The organism is Verrucomicrobiota bacterium (assembly GCA_016871535.1).
Lineage (GTDB): Bacteria > Verrucomicrobiota > Verrucomicrobiia > Limisphaerales > SIBE01 > VHCZ01.
Genome location: VHCZ01000032.1, coordinates 1 through 17,625, shown reverse-complemented (window position 1 = coordinate 17,625; position 17,625 = coordinate 1). Strand labels below are relative to the sequence as shown.

Annotated in this window: 17 protein-coding genes; 14 read left to right on the top strand and 3 right to left on the bottom strand. The window is 61.0% G+C overall.

Annotated features, from left to right (window positions below):
- Window positions 1-3: 3 nt before the first annotated feature.
- The 12 genes from FJ398_06675 to FJ398_06620 all read left to right on the top strand — a co-directional run bounded on the left by FJ398_06675 (window position 4) and on the right by FJ398_06620 (window position 10,827).
- On the top strand, window positions 4-174 hold the full coding sequence (locus tag FJ398_06675; protein MBM3837636.1) for a ubiquitin-like protein UBact: 171 nt from the start codon (window positions 4-6) through the stop codon (window positions 172-174).
- The gene (locus tag FJ398_06670; GenBank protein ID MBM3837635.1) at window positions 171-944 is read left to right on the top strand and encodes a proteasome subunit alpha; all 774 of its coding nucleotides are present in this window, start codon (window positions 171-173) and stop codon (window positions 942-944) included. Before FJ398_06675 ends, FJ398_06670 begins: the two co-directional genes overlap by 4 nt.
- Window positions 941-1,681: a proteasome subunit alpha gene (locus tag FJ398_06665; GenBank protein MBM3837634.1), complete on the top strand. Its 741-nt coding sequence runs from the start codon at window positions 941-943 to the stop codon at window positions 1,679-1,681. The genes FJ398_06670 and FJ398_06665 overlap by 4 nt, the downstream gene beginning before the upstream one ends.
- Window positions 1,678-3,081 carry a peptidase gene (locus tag FJ398_06660; protein ID MBM3837633.1) on the top strand — a complete coding sequence of 468 codons (1,404 nt, stop codon included), beginning with the start codon at window positions 1,678-1,680 and terminating at the stop codon, window positions 3,079-3,081. Before FJ398_06665 ends, FJ398_06660 begins: the two co-directional genes overlap by 4 nt.
- Before the next feature lie 259 nt (window positions 3,082-3,340).
- On the top strand, window positions 3,341-4,024 hold the full coding sequence (locus tag FJ398_06655) for a DUF1349 domain-containing protein (protein MBM3837632.1): 684 nt from the start codon (window positions 3,341-3,343) through the stop codon (window positions 4,022-4,024).
- 162 nt (window positions 4,025-4,186) lie between these two features.
- Entirely contained in the window at window positions 4,187-5,212 is a 1,026-nt protein-coding gene (locus FJ398_06650) for a class I SAM-dependent methyltransferase (GenBank protein ID MBM3837631.1), read from the top strand.
- Window positions 5,213-5,560: 348 nt separating this feature from the next.
- Window positions 5,561-5,770: a hypothetical protein gene (locus FJ398_06645; protein ID MBM3837630.1), complete on the top strand. Its 210-nt coding sequence runs from the start codon at window positions 5,561-5,563 to the stop codon at window positions 5,768-5,770.
- A gap of 50 nt (window positions 5,771-5,820) precedes the next feature.
- Window positions 5,821-6,783 carry an alpha/beta hydrolase gene (locus tag FJ398_06640; GenBank protein MBM3837629.1) on the top strand — a complete coding sequence of 321 codons (963 nt, stop codon included), beginning with the start codon at window positions 5,821-5,823 and terminating at the stop codon, window positions 6,781-6,783.
- A 417-nt stretch (window positions 6,784-7,200) separates the two neighbouring features.
- Window positions 7,201-7,944, top strand: coding sequence for a bifunctional 4-hydroxy-2-oxoglutarate aldolase/2-dehydro-3-deoxy-phosphogluconate aldolase (locus tag FJ398_06635; protein ID MBM3837628.1), 744 nt, complete (start codon window positions 7,201-7,203; stop codon window positions 7,942-7,944).
- A complete protein-coding gene (locus FJ398_06630; GenBank protein MBM3837627.1) occupies window positions 7,941-8,939 on the top strand; it encodes a 2-dehydro-3-deoxygalactonokinase in 999 nt (332 codons plus the stop codon). The genes FJ398_06635 and FJ398_06630 overlap by 4 nt, the downstream gene beginning before the upstream one ends.
- Window positions 8,940-9,437: 498 nt before the next feature.
- Complete coding sequence (locus FJ398_06625; protein MBM3837626.1) at window positions 9,438-10,358, top strand: TonB-dependent receptor; 921 nt, start codon at window positions 9,438-9,440, stop codon at window positions 10,356-10,358.
- On the top strand, window positions 10,243-10,827 hold the full coding sequence (locus tag FJ398_06620; protein MBM3837625.1) for a TonB-dependent receptor: 585 nt from the start codon (window positions 10,243-10,245) through the stop codon (window positions 10,825-10,827). The genes FJ398_06625 and FJ398_06620 overlap by 116 nt, the downstream gene beginning before the upstream one ends.
- Before the next feature lie 46 nt (window positions 10,828-10,873).
- Here FJ398_06620 and dprA read toward each other — a convergent pair whose 3' ends face one another.
- Complete coding sequence (dprA, locus tag FJ398_06615; protein MBM3837624.1) at window positions 10,874-11,980, bottom strand: DNA-protecting protein DprA; 1,107 nt, start codon at window positions 11,978-11,980, stop codon at window positions 10,874-10,876.
- Window positions 11,981-12,253: 273 nt separating this feature from the next.
- Window positions 12,254-14,761, bottom strand: a complete 2,508-nt coding sequence (locus FJ398_06610) for a bifunctional YncE family protein/alkaline phosphatase family protein (GenBank protein ID MBM3837623.1) — start codon at window positions 14,759-14,761, stop codon at window positions 12,254-12,256.
- A 243-nt stretch (window positions 14,762-15,004) separates the two neighbouring features.
- On the opposite strand from FJ398_06610, the gene FJ398_06605 reads away from it, so the two are divergent.
- The gene (locus FJ398_06605; GenBank protein ID MBM3837622.1) at window positions 15,005-15,328 is read left to right on the top strand and encodes a type II secretion system protein; all 324 of its coding nucleotides are present in this window, start codon (window positions 15,005-15,007) and stop codon (window positions 15,326-15,328) included.
- Window positions 15,292-15,504: a hypothetical protein gene (locus FJ398_06600; protein MBM3837621.1), complete on the top strand. Its 213-nt coding sequence runs from the start codon at window positions 15,292-15,294 to the stop codon at window positions 15,502-15,504. Before FJ398_06605 ends, FJ398_06600 begins: the two co-directional genes overlap by 37 nt.
- Window positions 15,505-15,747: 243 nt before the next feature.
- On the opposite strand, the gene FJ398_06595 is transcribed toward FJ398_06600, so the two are convergent.
- A complete protein-coding gene (locus FJ398_06595; GenBank protein MBM3837620.1) occupies window positions 15,748-17,484 on the bottom strand; it encodes an alkaline phosphatase family protein in 1,737 nt (578 codons plus the stop codon).
- Between the last annotated feature and the right edge of the window lie 141 nt (window positions 17,485-17,625).

Genomic DNA, 17,625 nt, shown 5'->3' with positions numbered 1-17,625 from the left:
TTTATGCCAGACCAAGCTCAGAGAACTCGTCCCGTCGCCCCTGGACCGAGTGGAGGCGGCGATGGCCCCAGCGCACCCAAGGTCGATAAACCCAATGTCGAAGAACTTCTGAAGCGGATGCGCAAGGTGGATCCTGATCAGGCCAAGCGCTACCGACAGCGCACCGGCCAATGAGCGATCCCGCGCCGATTGCCGGCGATTTTCTCTCCTTGCTCGCGGCCCGCCAGGTGCCGCCGCTGCGAGGCGATGTTTCTCTTTCCGCTCCCGTTCAGACTCAAGCCACAACTGTCTTCGCCTTCCATTTCGCCGACGGCATCTTGATGGCGGGCGATCGCAGGGCCACTGCCGGGAACATCATCGTCACCGATCGCGTGGACAAAGTCATCGAGATCGATGCCACCTCGCTTCTCGCCATCGCGGGAGTGCCGGCCACGGCGTTCGAAATGGCGCGAGTGCTGCAAACTTCCTTCGAATACTATCGGCGAAGCCAATTGCAGCCGCTCAGTCTGCCCGCCAAAGTCCGGGCGCTGGCGCGGCTGCTGCGCGAGAACCTTCCCATGACAATGCAAGGCATCGGCGTCGTCATGCCGCTCTTTGCCGGTCTGGACCACGCGACTGCTCCAGCTCGCGCCAAGATTTATTTCTACGATCCGCTGGGCGCGCAGTTTCACGCGGTCGGCTACGCGGCTTCCGGTTCCGGCTCCGGCACCATCCGAAGCATTCTCAGTTTTCAGGAGAGGCACGGCGGGCCAAAGCCCTCGGAGATGCAACTGCCCCAGGCCGTGCAGTTCGCCCTGCGCCTGCTCATGGTCGCGTCGGAATTCGATTCCGCCACCGGCGGCGTGAACCCGGAGACGCGGACGTTCGCCACCATCAAAGTGCTCCGTTCCGCCGGCGTGGAAACAATCGAAGCGGAGCAGCAAGCCGGATTTTTGCGCGCATGACCGAAGAGCCTTATCGTTGGCTGGAGGCCATTGAGAACCGCCGCGAATACGTTCGCGAGCAGATCAAAAGCGGCTCTCCCGTGTTTGCCGCGAGTTTGCCGGACGGCATTCTTCTCCTCGGCATCGGCACCGGCAATTCGAAGGTCTTCGAGCTCTTTGACCGGCACGCGCTGGCGGGCCTGGGGCATCCGGCGGACATGGAGAAAATTCGCCAGGCGGCGATCGACGCCGCGCACCTGGAAGCGTTCACGCGCGCGCCGGAGGATGTCAGTTTGCGCCGGCTGGTCAGCTTCGGGCTGAGTCCGCAATTGAAGACGCACTTCGAGCAAATCTACAGCGCGCCCTTTTTAGTGGAACTGCTGCTCGTGGAAGTCGGCGCCGAACCGGGACACGACTTGCTGTTTCGTCTCCATTTCGACGGCGCATTTCAGTACCAAACACAAGGAATCATTTTGGCCGCGGGCCTTCCGGAGCCGGAGAAAGCCGCGCTGGAATGGTTGAGCCAAAACGCGGCCGGCAAAAGGGAGAGACGCGAGTTGGCGGACTTGCTCCTTCAGGTCTGGTGGTGTTTGCTAGAGCATAAGTCTTTCACGGAGAATCCTCCCTCCGAGGAGGAACGCCGAGCCGGCTGGCGCGCCGCCGTGAATGGAAAAATCGTGGAGATCGGCTGGCTGGCGCGGAAAAGCCCGCGGCTGGCCCGCTTTGAAATGCTGCCTTTGGAGCAAATCGGATTATGAATCGCGTCGTAGGTCTCGAGACCGAATACGGATGTTTGACCAACGATCCGTCCGGCCCGCCCAGCGCTGTGGGGCGGGTCCGGAACTGGATTTTTGATCGCGCCCGCTTCGGCCTTCCCGACATGCACCAGCGCGACTGGGACGAACCGGCGGGCAACGGCGGATTCCTGTTCAATGGCGGACGGGCCTATGTCGATATGGGGCACCTGGAATACTGCACGCCCGAATGCCTGTCTCTGATCGATCTGCTGCGCTACGACCGCGCGGGCGATGCCATTTTGGTTCAAGCGCTGAAGGATTTGCGGCTGCACGATCACGTCAGCTTCATTCGGAACAACATCGACCACTACTCCGGCGCCACGTTCGGCTGCCACGAGAATTACCTCGTGCGGCGTTCCGCTCCGTCGTTGACCGAAGCGAACGTTTTGTCGTTGCTCGCGTTTCTCACGCTCCGGCAGCTTTACGGCGGCGCGGGGCGTGTCGGTTCCACGCCAGGCGCCGAATTGCGCGGAGACCTGATCCGGCCCGGCGCCGACAGTTATTTCCAAATCAGCCAGCGCGCGGACTACATCAACAACGATCTCTTCGAATGGGTCCAATTCAACCGCGCCATCATCAACACGCGCGACGAACCGCTCGCCGACGCCCGCAAGTACCGCCGCCTGCATCTGCTGCACGGCGACACGAGCGTGCTGCCGACGACGTTGATGTTGAAAGTCGGAACGACTTCGCTCGTGCTCGACCTCCTGGAATTGGATCGGATGCCCAAAATGGTGCTGGCGGACGCGGTGCTGAGCTTTCGCGGCATCTCCCACCAACCGGACGGCCCCTGGATCGTGACGCTGTCCGATGGCCGCACCGAGAATGCCGTGGAGTTGCTCTTTCAGTTTTACGAAGCCGCCCGAAGCGAATTCAGCGGGCGCGACGAAGAGACGAACGTGGTGCTGGACGTCTGGCAGGAAACATTGACTGCCCTGGGCAAGCAACCGGAGGCGCTGGTCGGGAAAGTGGATTGGGTCACCAAACGCTGGCTGTTTCAACAATTCGTCGAGCGGGAGAAGATCGCGTGGGTCGATCCCTGGCTGCGCGCGCAGGATCTGGAATTTCATCACGTCGATCCCGCGCGCAATCTGGGATTGGCGCTCGCGCAAACGCCGCCGCCGTGGGAGATCACCAGCGCTGACATCTCGGAAGCGACGCGGCGGGCGCCGACGAACACGCGCGCCCAGATTCGTTCCCACATCATGCAGCAGCTCCGCAATCACTCGATTCGCTATTTCGTCGATTGGGAAGTGATCGACGCCGAAGGCATCAGCTCGCTCAATTTGCTGAATCCGTTTGAAGCCTCGACCGACACCGTCGCCAGTTGGTGCCGGCAACTGAATAATACGCGGGGATAACTCCAGTCCCCTTCCCGTATCCTGCGAGGGCCCATCCGCACACTGCCCGAATCTTCAACGGCGAAACTCCCTCTCCTCCATGACGGAGGAGGAGAGGACCGGGGAGAGGAGGTGCGTCGTAGGTCCGCGATAAGCGGAAACGGGTGCCCTCACCCCAACCCTCCCCCACTCCTTGGTCGCGGGCGAGAGAGAAACTCCGGTGGCAGAGTTCGGTGAGTTTCCGATTTCGGATTCCTCGCATCGGGTCTAACATGAGTCCATGACAGCTCGTTTGGAATTCCTTGTTGGGTTAACCGTTTTTGTGACGTCGGCCTGTCGCGCGGACGAGGTGCTGTTCCAGGACGATTTCGCGGGCAAGCTCGGCGAAGGCTGGTCCTGGGTGCGCGAGCATCGCGAAGCCCGGCGCGTCTCGCCGCGCGGACTCGAAGTGCGCATCGAGCCCGGCAATATGTGGGGACCAGCCAACAACGCGAAAAATGTTTTGGTGCGCGCCGCGCCGGACGCGGCCAAGGGCGAAATCGAAGTTTCGGTCAACGTCGAAAACCGTCCGACGGAGCAATACGAACAAGTCGATCTCGTCTGGTATTACGATGACAGCCACATGGTGAAGATCGGGCTGGAACTCGTGGATGGTCGATTGAGCATCGTCATGGGCCGCGAGGAAGGCGACCGCACGCGCACGATCGCTATCATCCCGCAATTGTCGCCGGTTGTGCGGCTGAAATTCCTGGTGAGCGGTGGACGAATTCGCGGGCAGTTCCGCACCACCGACGCGGAAGCCTGGCGCACCGCGGGCGAATGCGACTTGCCTGCGCGCGGCCCGGCCAAAATCAGCCTGCAGTGTTATCAAGGCCCGGCTGGAGTCGAGCACTGGGCGCGCCTCACCGACTTCCGCGTTGTTCGGCTCGGGGCGCAGGAGCCTGGCTCCGCGCGCAAACCATGAACCGCAAAGCGGCAGTTGAGCCGACGAAACACACGAAAAACACGAAAGGAGATGGAGTAGAACCACAGAGAACTCGCCGGTCGAGTTGCCAGGGAAGAGATCCCCGCTCGTTTGGTTTTCGTGAGTTTCGTGAGTTTCGTGGGTTCAACTGCCTTTTCCAGGATGAACGACGATTTACGCCGAGAAACCGCGGGGCTGATCAAATCGTGGATGCGGCATGACGAGGAGATGCTCCGGGATTATCTCGTTTCCGGCGTGGAGGACCCGCGGATCAACCTCCAGAGCATTCTCACGCGGCACTTCCTGATCGAGGCTTTGTTCAGCGGCCAGTTCGCGCTCCTAATGGAACATGAACTCCGCTTTGGCGCCGTCATGAACTGGCTGCTGAAGCTCGCCAAAAAGCCGGGCGGCTTCGAGGATTTCGCAAGCCTGCTCTACGCCTTGGAGCGCGGAGCCGACAATGCCGAGGGCCTCCCCATCCCGGCCTTTCTTTCCCAAACTTTCGCGCGCTTGCCGGCGGTTGTGGATGCATGGATCGTTCCTCAGTACATCCATGAGACGCTGTCCGCAACGAGGCCGACGGAAACCGGGTCGCGACTTGCCGATGAACGGCTCTCCACCTTCGAGCGAATTTGGTGGACGGCGCTGGAGAATGAAACGCCGCGCGGCCTCCGGGTGTTCGAACCCGCTTGCGGTTCCGCCACCGATTACCGGTTCCTGCACTCGTTCGGCCTCGCGCGGCTGGTGGACTACTTCGGTTGCGATCTGTGCGAAAAAAACATTCGCAATGCCCGCGCGATGTTTCCCGAAACCCGGTTCGATCTCGGGAACATCTTTGAAGTGGAGGCGCCGGACAAAACGTTCGATCTCTGTCTGGTCCACGACCTGTTCGAGCATTTGTCAATTGCGGCCTTGGATCGGGCTGCAGGAGAAATCGGCCGTGTCACACGCGAGGGGCTTTGCCTGGGCTTCTTCAACATGCATGAGGAAGCCGAGCACCTCGTCAGAGCCGTCGAGGATTATCACTGGAACACGCTCAGCCTCGCGCGGACCGGCGCGTTGTTCGAGCAACAGGGCTTCGTGGTTCAACCGATCCATCTCGGCACGTTCTTGAAATGGAGGATCGGCTGCGAAGAGACGCACAATGAAAACGCCTACACCTTCTTCGCCACCGCGGCGGAGCGTTGAGTGCAGCCACTTCCCATGAACGAGACGGTGGGGCGAGCCTGTCCCAGCGAGCCGAGTCGGACGTATTCCACGCACGTCGAGCGGCTCGCCGGGACGGACTCGCCCTACCGGGTTCATGGGCCGAGTGCAAGTCCGAAAGGAACAGGAAACTCTCCATGAACGAACCCACCCCTTCGCCCCACCCAGGAGGGGAACTGGATCCGCGACAAAGCCGGATCGCGACTTAGTTAGGGTCTGTGAAAAAAAGTTGAAGAAAGTTTGACGCCAGATGTGTTAAAGTGTTGCGAGCGGCGTGAGTGTGCCGCTCAAGTACAAGAATTCGTGGTTCAACGAACGGACGGTTTTGAAATGAAAATCTTCATTGGCTTCGTTCTCTGGTGCCTGTTGTTCTTGGTCTGCTGGCCGCTGGCCTTGCTGGCTGTGGTCGTGTTCCCGGTGGTCTGGCTCGCCTTGCTGCCTTTCAGGCTGATCTTCTTCGTCGTGGAAGGAGTCTTTGGACTGATCCGGGCCATTCTTTGCTTGCCGGCGCGCCTGCTTGGATTCAAGAGCAAGGCTTGACGCCGCTCCCTCCAGACCAGAGATCACAACTTTTGCGCGTGCCCGATCACATGAAATGGAGACTACTCGCCAGCGTGCTGGGGGTCCTGCTTTCGACTCCTGTTGCGGCCCAAGAGAAGCCGGGGCCCAACCAGCCCGCCGCCCAAGCGCCGCAAAGGGAGAACCCGCAAGGCCGTCCGACGCCCACTCAACCCGCGTTGCCGGACGGGGCGCGCACCTTCCGCGATCTCGAATACGTTCCGGGTGGACACGAGCGTCAGAAACTGGATCTTTATTTGCCCAAGGAAGGGCGCCAATTGCCTCTGCTTGTTTGGGTGCACGGGGGTGCGTGGCGTGCAGGCAGCAAAGATACGTGTCCGGCTCTCTCATTTGTCCGGGAAGGCTACGTCGTCGCGAGCATCAATTATCGCCTCAGTCAGCATGCGATTTTCCCGGCGCAGATCGAGGACTGCAAAGCGGCGATCCGCTGGCTGCGCGCAAACGCCGGCCAGTATGGAATCGATGCCGACCGGATCGGTGTCTGGGGATCTTCCGCGGGCGGTCATCTGGTGGCCCTGCTCGGCACGGCCGGAGACGCGAAGCAGTTTGAGAAGGGCGAGCATCTCGAGTGGTCCAGCCGGGTCCAGGCGGTATGTGATTGGTTCGGGCCGACCGATTTTACGCAGATGAACAAGGCCGGGAGCAGCATGGATCATGACGCGGCAGACTCTCCGGAGTCGCACCTGATCGGTGGACCGATCCAGAACAACAAGGAAAAGACAGCGCGCGCGAATCCGATCACGTACGTCAGCCGTGACGATCCGCCCTTCTTGATCATGCACGGCGACAGGGATCCGCTGGTGCCCATGAATCAAAGCGAATTGCTTGAGGCGGCGTTGAAGAGCGCGGGCGTGGAAGTGACGTTCCATGTAGTCAAGGGCGCCGGCCACGGATTCGGCGGCCCGGAACTCACCCGAATGGTCCGCGAATTCTTCGCGAGGCATCTGAAACCGCGCAAACCGCTGGCCGATTGAAAGCGGATGGATTCTTCTTCCCATGAACCGTCTCTTCGGACCGCGGCCTTCAGGCCGCTTCAACGCTCGACTCCGGAGAGTGCACGGAAGCAGCCTGAAGGCTGCGGTCCGCGCAGTTTTCGGTTCATGGGCCATGGGCATGGCTTCTGGGCCAAGGAAACTTCCCATGAACCGAACCCTTTCACCCCATCCCTCTCCCCCAGTGGGGGAGAGGGTGTCCGCAGGACGGGTGAGGGGGAATCCGAACGGTTCATGGGCCGAGTGCAGGTTCGAACGGAACAGGACACTTCCCAGGAACCAACCCAGCCTCTTACCCCTCCCAGGAGGGGAACTTGATTTAGACGCGACGAACAGGGCTCCCTTCCTGGGAAGCGTTGGGGGTGGGTTCATGGACGCCGTGGCCATGTCAGAAGATGTATTTCAGCGACGCGGTGGAACGCGTCCTTACCAGTTCATGTGTCCATCCGCGTCCGAAAAACCGCAAAGCTTCCCTTGAACTCCACTGAGATTCTCGATCGCATTCAGGCGGGCCGGATCATCGCCATCTTGCGTGGCGAATTCGGCGGACGGGAAGAGGATATTGCGGCGGTCGTTTTGAACGCCGGGATCACTGCCATCGAAGTGACGCTCAATTCTCCCGGAGCGCTGGATTCGATCCTGCGGCTGGCGAAGCGATTCTCGGCGAAGATGGCCGTCGGCGCAGGCACGGTGCTCGCGGCAGAGGAAGTTGACCGAGCCGCGGACGTCGGAGCGCAGTTCATCGTATCGCCGAATTGCGACGCGCGCGTCATTACCGCCACCAAGCGGCGCGGACTCGCCTCATTTCCCGGGTGCTTCACACCGTCGGAAGTGGTCGCGGCGATGCAAGCCGGCGCGGATGCCGCGAAGGTTTTTCCGGCGGAATGCCTGGGGCCGGGCTTTGTGAAAGCGATGCGCGGCCCGTTGCCTCAGGTACGGCTGGTTCCGACCGGGGGGATCACCCCGGAGACGACACGGACGTATTTAGCATTGGGCGCGTGGGCTGTGGGCGCTGGCTCCGAATTGCTGGGGAAGGACGTTCAAAGCGACCGAGGCTTGGAAAGATTACGGGAACGCGCGCGAGCCTTCACGTCGGCTGTGAAGGGCTCAAGGTTGCCTCAGGTTACATTTCTCAAATCATGACTGACCACTCGGCAAGGCCGGCATGCGCCGTCTGCGTCGATATGGGCACGACGAACACTCGCGTCTGGCTGGTGCAGGGCGCCGAAGTCCTGGCTCGGGCGCAGGCGGGGATCGGCGTGCGCGACTCGGCACGCGATGGATCGCCGGCCCGGATCAGAGCTGGTCTGCGCGATCTGATTCAAACGGTCCGGGAAAAGGGCCCGAATGCGAGGCCGAGCTGCGTTTTGGCCGCGGGCATGATCACGTCGCCGCTGGGATTGGCCGAGGTTCCCCACGTCCCGGCTCCGGCGGGCAAGACGGAGCTGGCCGCTGCGATGCGTCGATTTCAATTTCAGGACGTTACCGAATTGCCGATCTGGTTGGTTCCAGGCGTGCGCTGCGGCGGACGTTCTGTGGATCTAGTGACAATCGGCGACGTGGATGTGATGCGCGGTGAGGAGACGCTTTGCCTTGGGCTGGTGGCTCTGGGTTTGATTCAGCCGCCGGCGACGGTGCTCAATGTGGGTTCGCACTGGAAAGCGATTCACCTCGACGGGCACGGGCGGATCGATTCGAGTCTGACTTCACTGTCGGGTGAATTGATTCATGCCACGCAGACGCAGACGATTCTGGCCAGTGCCGTGCCTCGCGAGCGGCCGTCGTCAATTGACGCGGATTGGTGTGAAGCCGGCATCAAGGAGCAACGCCGGTCAGGGTTGGCGCGCGCGCTGTTTTGCGTGCGGTTGCTCGAATTGAATCGGATCGGCACGCCGGACCAACGGCTTTCGTTTTTGAGCGGCGGGTTTGTCGGCGCGGATTTGGAAGCGATGCTCCGGCGAGGCGTGATCGCATCGGGAGCCAGCGTCCGGATTACGGGCAGCGGGGCGGTGGCAGAAGCATGGCGAAACGCGCTGGAGAAATCCGCCATTCACGCGACCGCAACTTCCGCAGCCGAACTTGAAGCCGCATTGCTCGCCGGGTTGCGCGTCGTGGCGGAACCAACGGCGTTGGGTTAACTGGCATACAACAGGAGCTAACGGAGATAACGGAGACCAAGGGCAAGTGAGCGCACCCTGTTGGACCGCAGATAGACCCACCGCGGTAAGCCGCAACCAAAGTCGGGGAGAAACTTGTGAAGCGGCGCACGATCCGAAGCGACCTCCGTTAACTCTGTTACCTCCTGTTACAGCACCGGTGGGCTCATAAACCCTAAAGCGGCGGTTGATCCCACGAAAGGCAGGAAAGGAAAAGGATTGGACTCAGGATGCGGCCACCGGTTGGGCGAGGATCTATTCTCTGGCATCCGTTCGGCTTTTGGGTGTTTCGTGTGTTTGGTGGGCCCAACTGCTTTTCCAAGGATGAATCCTGTCTGGCGAATTTCCTACCGCCAAGTAGGATCGCCCGTGCCCCTGCAGGGCACAGCGATGATCACGTTTTCTAGACGACGGACGCGGCACGGCAACTTCGCAGCCGAATGGTTACGGCGTTCCAACGTGACAAGGTTAAATCGTTAAATCGGTCCAATAAGTGAGTTGAGCAAATTTCACCGCGGTCTGCGAGCCATCCGGACGATTGCAGTGCCAAACCTCGCCAGTCCGCTGGTTCGATTTGCGCTGGTGCTGGCTGTGCTGGCATGCCTCCTCGCGAAGGCTGAGGACGCGCCGGCGGTGGATATTCCGAATGCCGACCTGCTTCAGGTGAGTCTGGAAGATCTGGGGCGAATCAAGGTCACCACGGTCTCGCGAAGGAGCGAGAGTCTGTCGAGCGCGCCGGCGGCCATTTATGTGATCCGCCCGGAAGACATCCGGCGTTCCGGCATCAATTCGATTCCGGAGCTGTTTCGCACGGTGCCCGGAATGGAAGTCGCGCAGGCCAATTCTCATCAATGGGCCATCACGGTGCGCGGGTTCAACAGCATTTTCGCCAACAAACTTCTCGTCTTGATGGATGGGCGTTCGATTTACACCCCGACCTTCTCCGGCGTTTATTGGGAGGAGACCGACACCGTGTTGGAAGATATCGATCGCATCGAGGTGATCCGCGGCCCAGGCGCGGCGCTGTGGGGCGCCAACGCGGTTAACGGCGTGATCAATATCATGACCAGGCCGGCGAATGAAACTCAGGGAACGCTGATCAGCGGCGGCGGCGGCGCAGAGGAGCGGGGCTTTGGAACGGTGCGTTATGGCGGGCAGTTGGGAACCAACGTGTACTTCCGCGTCTATGGGAAATACTCCAACCGGGATGAATTCACCCTGACCGACGGCCGCGCCGCGGGCGACGCCTGGTGGCGGTCGCAAGGGGGATTCCGGCTGGACTGGTATCCGTCCGAGGCCAACACCGCAACTCTGCAAGGGGACTATTATTACGGGGAGATGGACGGCCAGGTGTTCCGGCTCTCTTCGTCTCCGTTCGGCGTGTTTGCGGTTTGCGCCTGAAGCGCACCTGTTCATTCCCGCCACGTATCAGAACGACCTTTACGCCGAGAGTTATGGATTTGAAGTGTCCGCAGTCTGGCAACCGCTGGACGCCTGGCGCCTGCGCAGCGGCTACAGTTTTCTCAAACAGAACTTCCACACGCGCGGCCCGATTCGATCTTTTTCTGAAGACGGCGAGACCTACGATCCCCAGCAGCAATTCTTTGTCTGGTCAGACATGGATTTGGGGCGCAAGGTGGAATGGGGAATGAGGTTGCGCTACGTAGATGATCGGCGGGGGCTGGGGATTCCGAATTACACCGCTCTGGACGCGCGACTGGCGTGGAAACCCACCGCCAACTGCGAACTCGTCGTCATCGGCCGCAACGTGCTCGACCCGCACCACCGCGAGGCGGCGCCGCAGATTGTCAGTTCGAGCAACGTGCAGGTGGACCGGGCGGTGTATGCGAAGCTGACGTTGCGGTTTTGAACCTGGTAAGCCAGACGCGAATTGAACTTTGCAACGATGTAACATTTCATTGATTCCTCACAAAAAGCTTCCCCGGCAGTTGTTTGACGAGCCGTTTCATTTCCAAACTCAGCAGCGCGACGGACGCCGCTGACGCCGGCAAACCGCTTTGCCGAATCACGTCGTCGATCGCCGTCGTCTCGGTGTCGAGCGCCCCATAGACCTTTTGTTCGTTGTCGGACAACTCCAGCGCGGGCAGCGAGCCGGTTTCATTGGGCGAGGGCGGGCGATTGGATGGCGGGAAGAGATATTCGAACTCGCTCAGAATATCCTCGGCCCCTTCGCAAAGTTTGGCGCCTTTTTTGATCAACTCGTGGCAGCCTTTGCTGCGCGGCGAATCGATCCGGCCCGGAACGGCGAAGATCTGCCGGCCGTAATCCACCGCCATGTTCGCCGTGATCAACGCGCCGCTCGTGAGATTGGCTTCGACGACCACAGTGCCGAGCGTCATGCCGGCGACAATGCGGTTCCGGATGGGAAACGTTTGCTTGTCCGCCGTGCGATTGAACGGGAATTGCGTGACGACCGCGCCGTTCGCGGCGATGCGCTCGAACAGTTCGGCGTTTTCCGGCGGCACGACCAGATTGATGCCCGTGCCCAGCACCGCGATGGTGCGGCCTTTGCCGCTGAGCGCGCCCTGGTGCGCGGCGGTGTCAATCCCGCGCGCGCCGCCGCTGACCACGGTGACGCCGACGTAGGCGAGTTGGTAGGCCAGCTTTCGGGCGACCTCCACGCCGTAGTGCGTGGTCAGGCGCGAGCCGACCATGGCCACGGAGTTCTTCTCCTTCTCCGTCAGGCGCCCTTTGACGTAGAGGACAATGGGCGGGTCGTAAATCTGGCGCAGGAGTTCGGGATACAATTCATCCGCTTGCGTGAGGACGTGGGAGTCGAACTCGGGGATTCGCCTCAATTCACCCTGGAGGTCCACGCTGCGTTCCCAGCGCGAGATCGCCTCGGCGGTTTCCTCGCCGACGCCGCGAACTTTGAGCAATTGGCTCTTGGACGCGGCCAGAATGGCCGGAGCTTCACCGAAGTGTTCGAGGAGTTGCCGGACCCGGACGGGCCCGACGTGATCGATCATGTTGAGCGCGATCAACGCTTCCTTGGCGTTCATGCGCTCTTGAGTAACGGAATTCCGAAATCGCGGCAACAAGGAATTGCACACTGGGGCGCACGCGCATCTCACTGGCTTGTGGGGCAGGCTTTCCAGCCTGCCGGTCAGGGGGACTTTCCAGTCCCCTCGCGGCGCGGCTCGCGCAACGGAGCTGGAAAGCTCCGTGAACCCGCAGGCTCGAAAGCCTGCGCTACCTCGCTCAAGGGCCCCACCTCCACTGAAATTCCTCAACTCTCAACTCAAAACACTCTCAACTCCAAAATCACGCAGTGCTTACTCAGCCGGCCCGGTGAAGATGGCCCGATGGATGGGAGTGGGGTACGGGACGTCCGGCCCTTTGGCCACGTACCAGAGAATGCGATTCAACTCGTCTTCGGGCGCCAGATCGTAATCGCGAAAATTCATGCGCCTGGATTCTTTGGCAAAGGGCGACTTCTCCGTGTTCTTAGAGAACAAATTCACCTTCGGCATCAGCACCGTGTAAGGCGTGCTCCGGGGCGTTCGCTGAAAGCAGTTGAACATCGGCGTCGCCGCGGCGTCATACTGCGTCAACGGCGGCAAGCCAAGGATGAGTTCTATTGTGCGGATCATGCTGGCCGTCGTGTAAAGCGTGCTATCGACAAAGCGCCGTTTGGCGTAAGGGCTGATGACAAATCCGACCGTGCGATGCGCGTCGACGTGGTCCGGCCCGTTCTGGGCGTCGTCTTCGATGACGAAAATCGCCATTTGCGGCCAGAACCGGCTGCGCGTCGCGGCTTCGACGATTCGGCCTAACCCGAGGTCGTTGCTCGCCACGCAAGCTTCCGGCGTGAATGCGCCCGGCGTGGTCCCGCGGGTGTGATCTTCCCCCAACGACATGATCGTGAAGCGCGGGAGAACGCCGGTCTTCTCGGCGCGCTGCAAGTCCGCGATCCACCATTTGACTTTGTCCATGTCACGGGCGCCGGTCCATTTGCCGCGGTTGGAGGAAGGGACGCGCTGGGCGCCTTCGCCGTAGTTTTTGAAAGAAATCCCGTGGCGTTTGCAGAGGTCCCAGAGGTAACCGGCAGCGGGATTCTCCATTTCCTCGTTGCCCGGGAGTTTGCCGTGTTTGGAATAGGAAATGATCCAGGACCGCTGATTGTAGTCGGTGGCGATGGCGGCATCGCACCAACTGTGGCCATCGACGCTGACTTCGCCGTTGCAGTAAAGGTTGTCGAGCAGGACGTACTCGCGCGCGATCTGGTGGTGATTGGGCGTCACGGCCTCGCCGTAAATCGTGAGATTCGGGTCGCCGTTGCCGATCGGCTTGCCCTGCGCGTCCTTCATATCGCCGAGAACCTGGTCGTACGTGCGGTTCTCTTTGATGATGTAGAGCACGTATTTGATCGGACAAGGCTGGCCGACTTGATCCGGGATCACGCTGTTGCTGCGGACCGGCGCGAGATGGAATTGCAGCGGCGTGTACGGCGAATTGCGTCGGACCTGCTGCGTGTGCGCGGCCATTTGCGCGGTGTTCGGGCGGTCGATAAACGAGATCGAGCCTTCGAACGTGCGTCCGATGTAATCATACGCCGGCCCTTTGTGGAGTTTGCGCGGGTCGCTCGTCTGGGGCGGAACGTTCGGACGCGAGGCCAGGCCTTTCCCGTTCGCGACGAACATCGTTTTGTTGTCCGGGCTGACCGCGACAGCCGTGGGATACCAGCCCACGGGAATGAAGCCTTCCACGACGGACAGCGATTCGCGATTCCGCCGCGCTTCCTCAGAGAGCGTGTTGGAAATATCCACGACCATGACGCAGTTGTTGTCGGCGTTGGCGACAAAAAGCGTCCGGCCATCGGGCGAAACCGCGACGCCGTCGGGCGTGCTGCCTTCTGGGGATTGCGGGTAAAGCGACGTGGAAATCACTTCGCGCGTGCCTTCCCACAAACGGCGGGCGGGGCTGGGCGCTTCTCCCGGCGTTTCCACGGCCTTGGTTTGAATAACGTGCACGATGTTGTCCCCGCCGCAAGCAACGAACAAACGCCCATCCGGCGCGACCGTCATGTCGTTGGGCCGCAACCCGACGGTAAGGTCCCGCACGCGGCGGTTCTTCTTCGTATCGACGATGCTGACGCTTCGGCTGCCCCAGTTGCTGACGTAAAGGTGTTGTTGATCCGCGCCCATCGCGCACGAATGCGGATATTGGCCGACGGCGACCGTATCTTCGATCGCGAGCGTGGCCGGGTTCAGGACCCAAACTTCATGATTGCCCAGGTTGCAGACGTACAACTTGCCGGTGGCAGGGTGAACCGTGATCGAAGCCAGGAAGATGGCGTTGGTCTCCGGCGAGGGGTACACCGATTTCTCAAGCGCCGCTTTGCCATCGGCATAGTTGAAAACGTGGATCAAACCGGAGTCGCCGCCGGAAACAAAAAAGCGCCCGCCATCCCGGCTGAAAGCCAGTCCATTCCAGGATTGAGTAAGCTGCAGGAATTGAGTCACGCGGCGCTGGGTGATGTCCAGCAACGTGACGCCGTGATTGCTGAATCCGCCGCTGACAGCAACCAGCGTTTCCTTGTCAGGAGCGACCACGAGTTTCAAAGCCATGTCGCTCATCGCGGCGTGTTGGCCGGCCGGGGTGACTCCCCAGCCACTGAAGAGCAGGTTCTCGTTGGGCTGAAGTCCCGCTCGCGACCGCACTGCCGGGCTATTCACGTCCTCGGATGGTTGCCGCACCGGATTCTTGTCGGCGGCAAGGGAGGGCGTCGCGAGGAACACCGCAGCAATTAGAACGAGGGGAGTGGAGTTCGGGAAGTTCATGATGTATGGCGGCTTTGTTTGTAGCACGAAGCCTCCGGAGGTTGAAAGTTCAACGTTCGGTGTTTCCTCCGTGGAAGCAGGGCGAGGGTCTCGCGAACCAATCACCATGCGACGCCTGGCTCGGGCGGAGCTACTGCCGTTGAATTAGGCGAAATGAGACTCTTCGTCTTCTTCCTCTCCCCGCGAGGAACGAGTGGGGAGAGGACCGAGGAGGGCGGCGGGTAAAGGGCGAGATTCTGCGCGTTGAGCGAAGTCAACGATTCGCGCCGGCAGCGGGCGAGCGGCTTCACGTTGATCGAATTGATGATCGTCGTGACGATCCTCCTCGTTCTGGCGGGACTGGTCCTGCCGGCGGTGGGAAAGCCCAAGGCGCATGCCTGGCGCGCCGTCTGCCAAAACAACCAGCGTCAACTCGCTTTGACGTGGGTGATCTATGCCGACGACAACAGCGACTGGCTCGTCCAGAATGGGTACGTGCGCGGCGGCGGCGAACCCTCGCGTTCGATGTGGGTGCAACAGCGGAGTTTTTCATGTTTCCAGGAAGCCACCACAACGGGCGAGGGCTGATCGCGTGGGCCGATAGCCACGTCGAAGCCCGGACGTGGACCGATCATCGGACACTCGGAACGCCCGATTGCAGCGCGCCGGACACCGGCTCCATCAAATGGCACGAGCACCGGCAGCCCTCGTCCGACAACCCGGACTTGCGCTGGCTTCTGTCGCATGCCTCGGTGACGCGCTGAGCCGCGGCGATTTCGTTGGAACTGGGGAGCACACGCGCCCTCGCGTGTGCCGACTGGCGCCTCGCCAGCCGGATCGTCGTTGAAACCCTCGCACTGGATAGGACGGTTCGGTCCGATTGGATGGAGTCGGCCAGGGCGCCGACCACGGCACGCGGGGGCGCGTGCGCTCCCCACCCGATCTGAATCGTTCCGGCCAGGGCGTAGATTTTGTCCGAACTGCAGAGCGCGGACATGCCGGCGCCATCACTTCGGCGTCGTGAAACCGTTGCTCTCCTCAAAATAAACCACGCCGTTGACCTCGGTGCAGACCAGGTATTGGTGCCAGGTAAACCCCTCCTGCTCGCGGCGGGTTTCAAGGCGTTCGATTCTGTTGAGGACGGGCGGCTTTCCCTTGGGCCCGTTGAGCAAGGCTTCACTGAGCACGCGTCCATCCATTGCTTTGGGAGGCTTCACCCCAAGGATCCACAGAATCGTCGGCGCAAGATCAGTGTTCCCGGTCGGAAGGGGATCGACGATCCCGCGCTGGAAATCCGGGCCGGCTGCGATGAGTGTGTTGTGCATGTCGAACGGGCTCAGCGTGACGTGCATCCCCTGGCCGGCGGAACGGTTCGGATCGTCCGAGAATACCATTCCGGGAACGCCGTTGGTGTTTTTCTCGGCCGTCCAGCGCAACGCGAACGCAATGTCTGGAGGATTAGCCGTGTGAAGTTTCGCCTGAGCCAGCGTGAACGCGCCTTTGACCGGGTCACGCGTAAAAATGACGCCGACGTATTCTTCGCCTTGCAGGAAGCGCGCGATGCGATCGATCGTCCCGGCATCGCGGCCAATGACGTAAAGCAGCACCGAGCCGCCGTTGCTCGAAACCACCACGTCGTCCTTCGCCGGCGGCGACTTGAATTCACGCGAAGCGTTGAAGCCGGCTCTCTTGAGAGACTCCGCGACATCGATCTTGCGCGAAATCGTCGAGAAGCCGTGGTCGGAAACGACAAAGATGTCCGTCTTGTCGCGAACTCCGCGCGCCTCCAGTGCGCGCAGCACCGCGGCGAGGTTGGCGTCCGAGCCTTTGATCGCCGCCAGCGACGTTTCCGAGCCCAGCCCAGTTTCGTGCTGCGAATAATCCGGCTCGCTCAGCCAGAGCAAAGAGAACGCAGGGACTTCGCGTTCCCACAACGGGCCGATCAAAGCCTGCGTGGTCCAGTTGTCCCGCTTGGTCTTTGGTTTTTCGACGGCTGGAAATGCGCCTTGGAGCTGGACAATCTTTTGCAGCAGGTTCGTCGGCAGAGTCTGCCCTTCGTAAAGATTGGGATTGGGCGACGCGATCGACTCGCGGTCCGCGCGGTCGTGCAGCAACGCCACCGGTTTCGCTCCGGCAATCGCGGTTCGGCGTCCTTTGCGCTGGAGAATTTCCGCAACGGTGAACCGGTCCAGATAATGGCCGTGGGAAAGTTCGTCGCCCCTTCGCACCGCCGTGCGTGCCTCCGTGCCGAACGGTTTGAGCGGGTCGATCTCCGGACGGTACTCGCGGTTGGCCACAATGCCGCTGCGACTGGGATAGGCGCCAGTGGCGATGGCGGTTCCGTTCACTTCCGTTGCGCTCAGGAAAACCGGATGATGATTTTCGAAGGTCACGCCTTCGCGAGCGAGGTGCCAGAGCGTCGGCGTCAACTCCGGTGTCACGAAGTCCGGGCGCATTCCATCCCAGACCAGGACCACGACGTGGCGGGCTTTACCTGCGCCCAAAGCCTGAGGTGAGGAAAATGCAGCCAGAAAGAGGGCAAAGAGAGCGAATCGAACGCGCAACACCGCGCGATTCTTGGGAACGTCTGAGTTCGGGTCAACCTGAAACCTGATTAAGAGCCTGTCTGAAAAATGGGTGGAACGGGCTACCAGCCCGTTTTTGGCGGCAACCTGCCGCCAAAAGGCCCGGCGGGCTGTTAGCCCGCCGCAACAGGCCGGTGGCCTGTTCCACCCAGAAGACAGTTTTCAGACAGACCCTAAGTGGTCCATTTCATAAATACGCTCACGTTCGCGGCAAGGGATTTTTCGGCCAGACGAGGCGCGAGCGACGAGCATATCCCGAAGTGGATCTGTAAGGAGCAAGCAACGAAGTCTGGCGAAAAA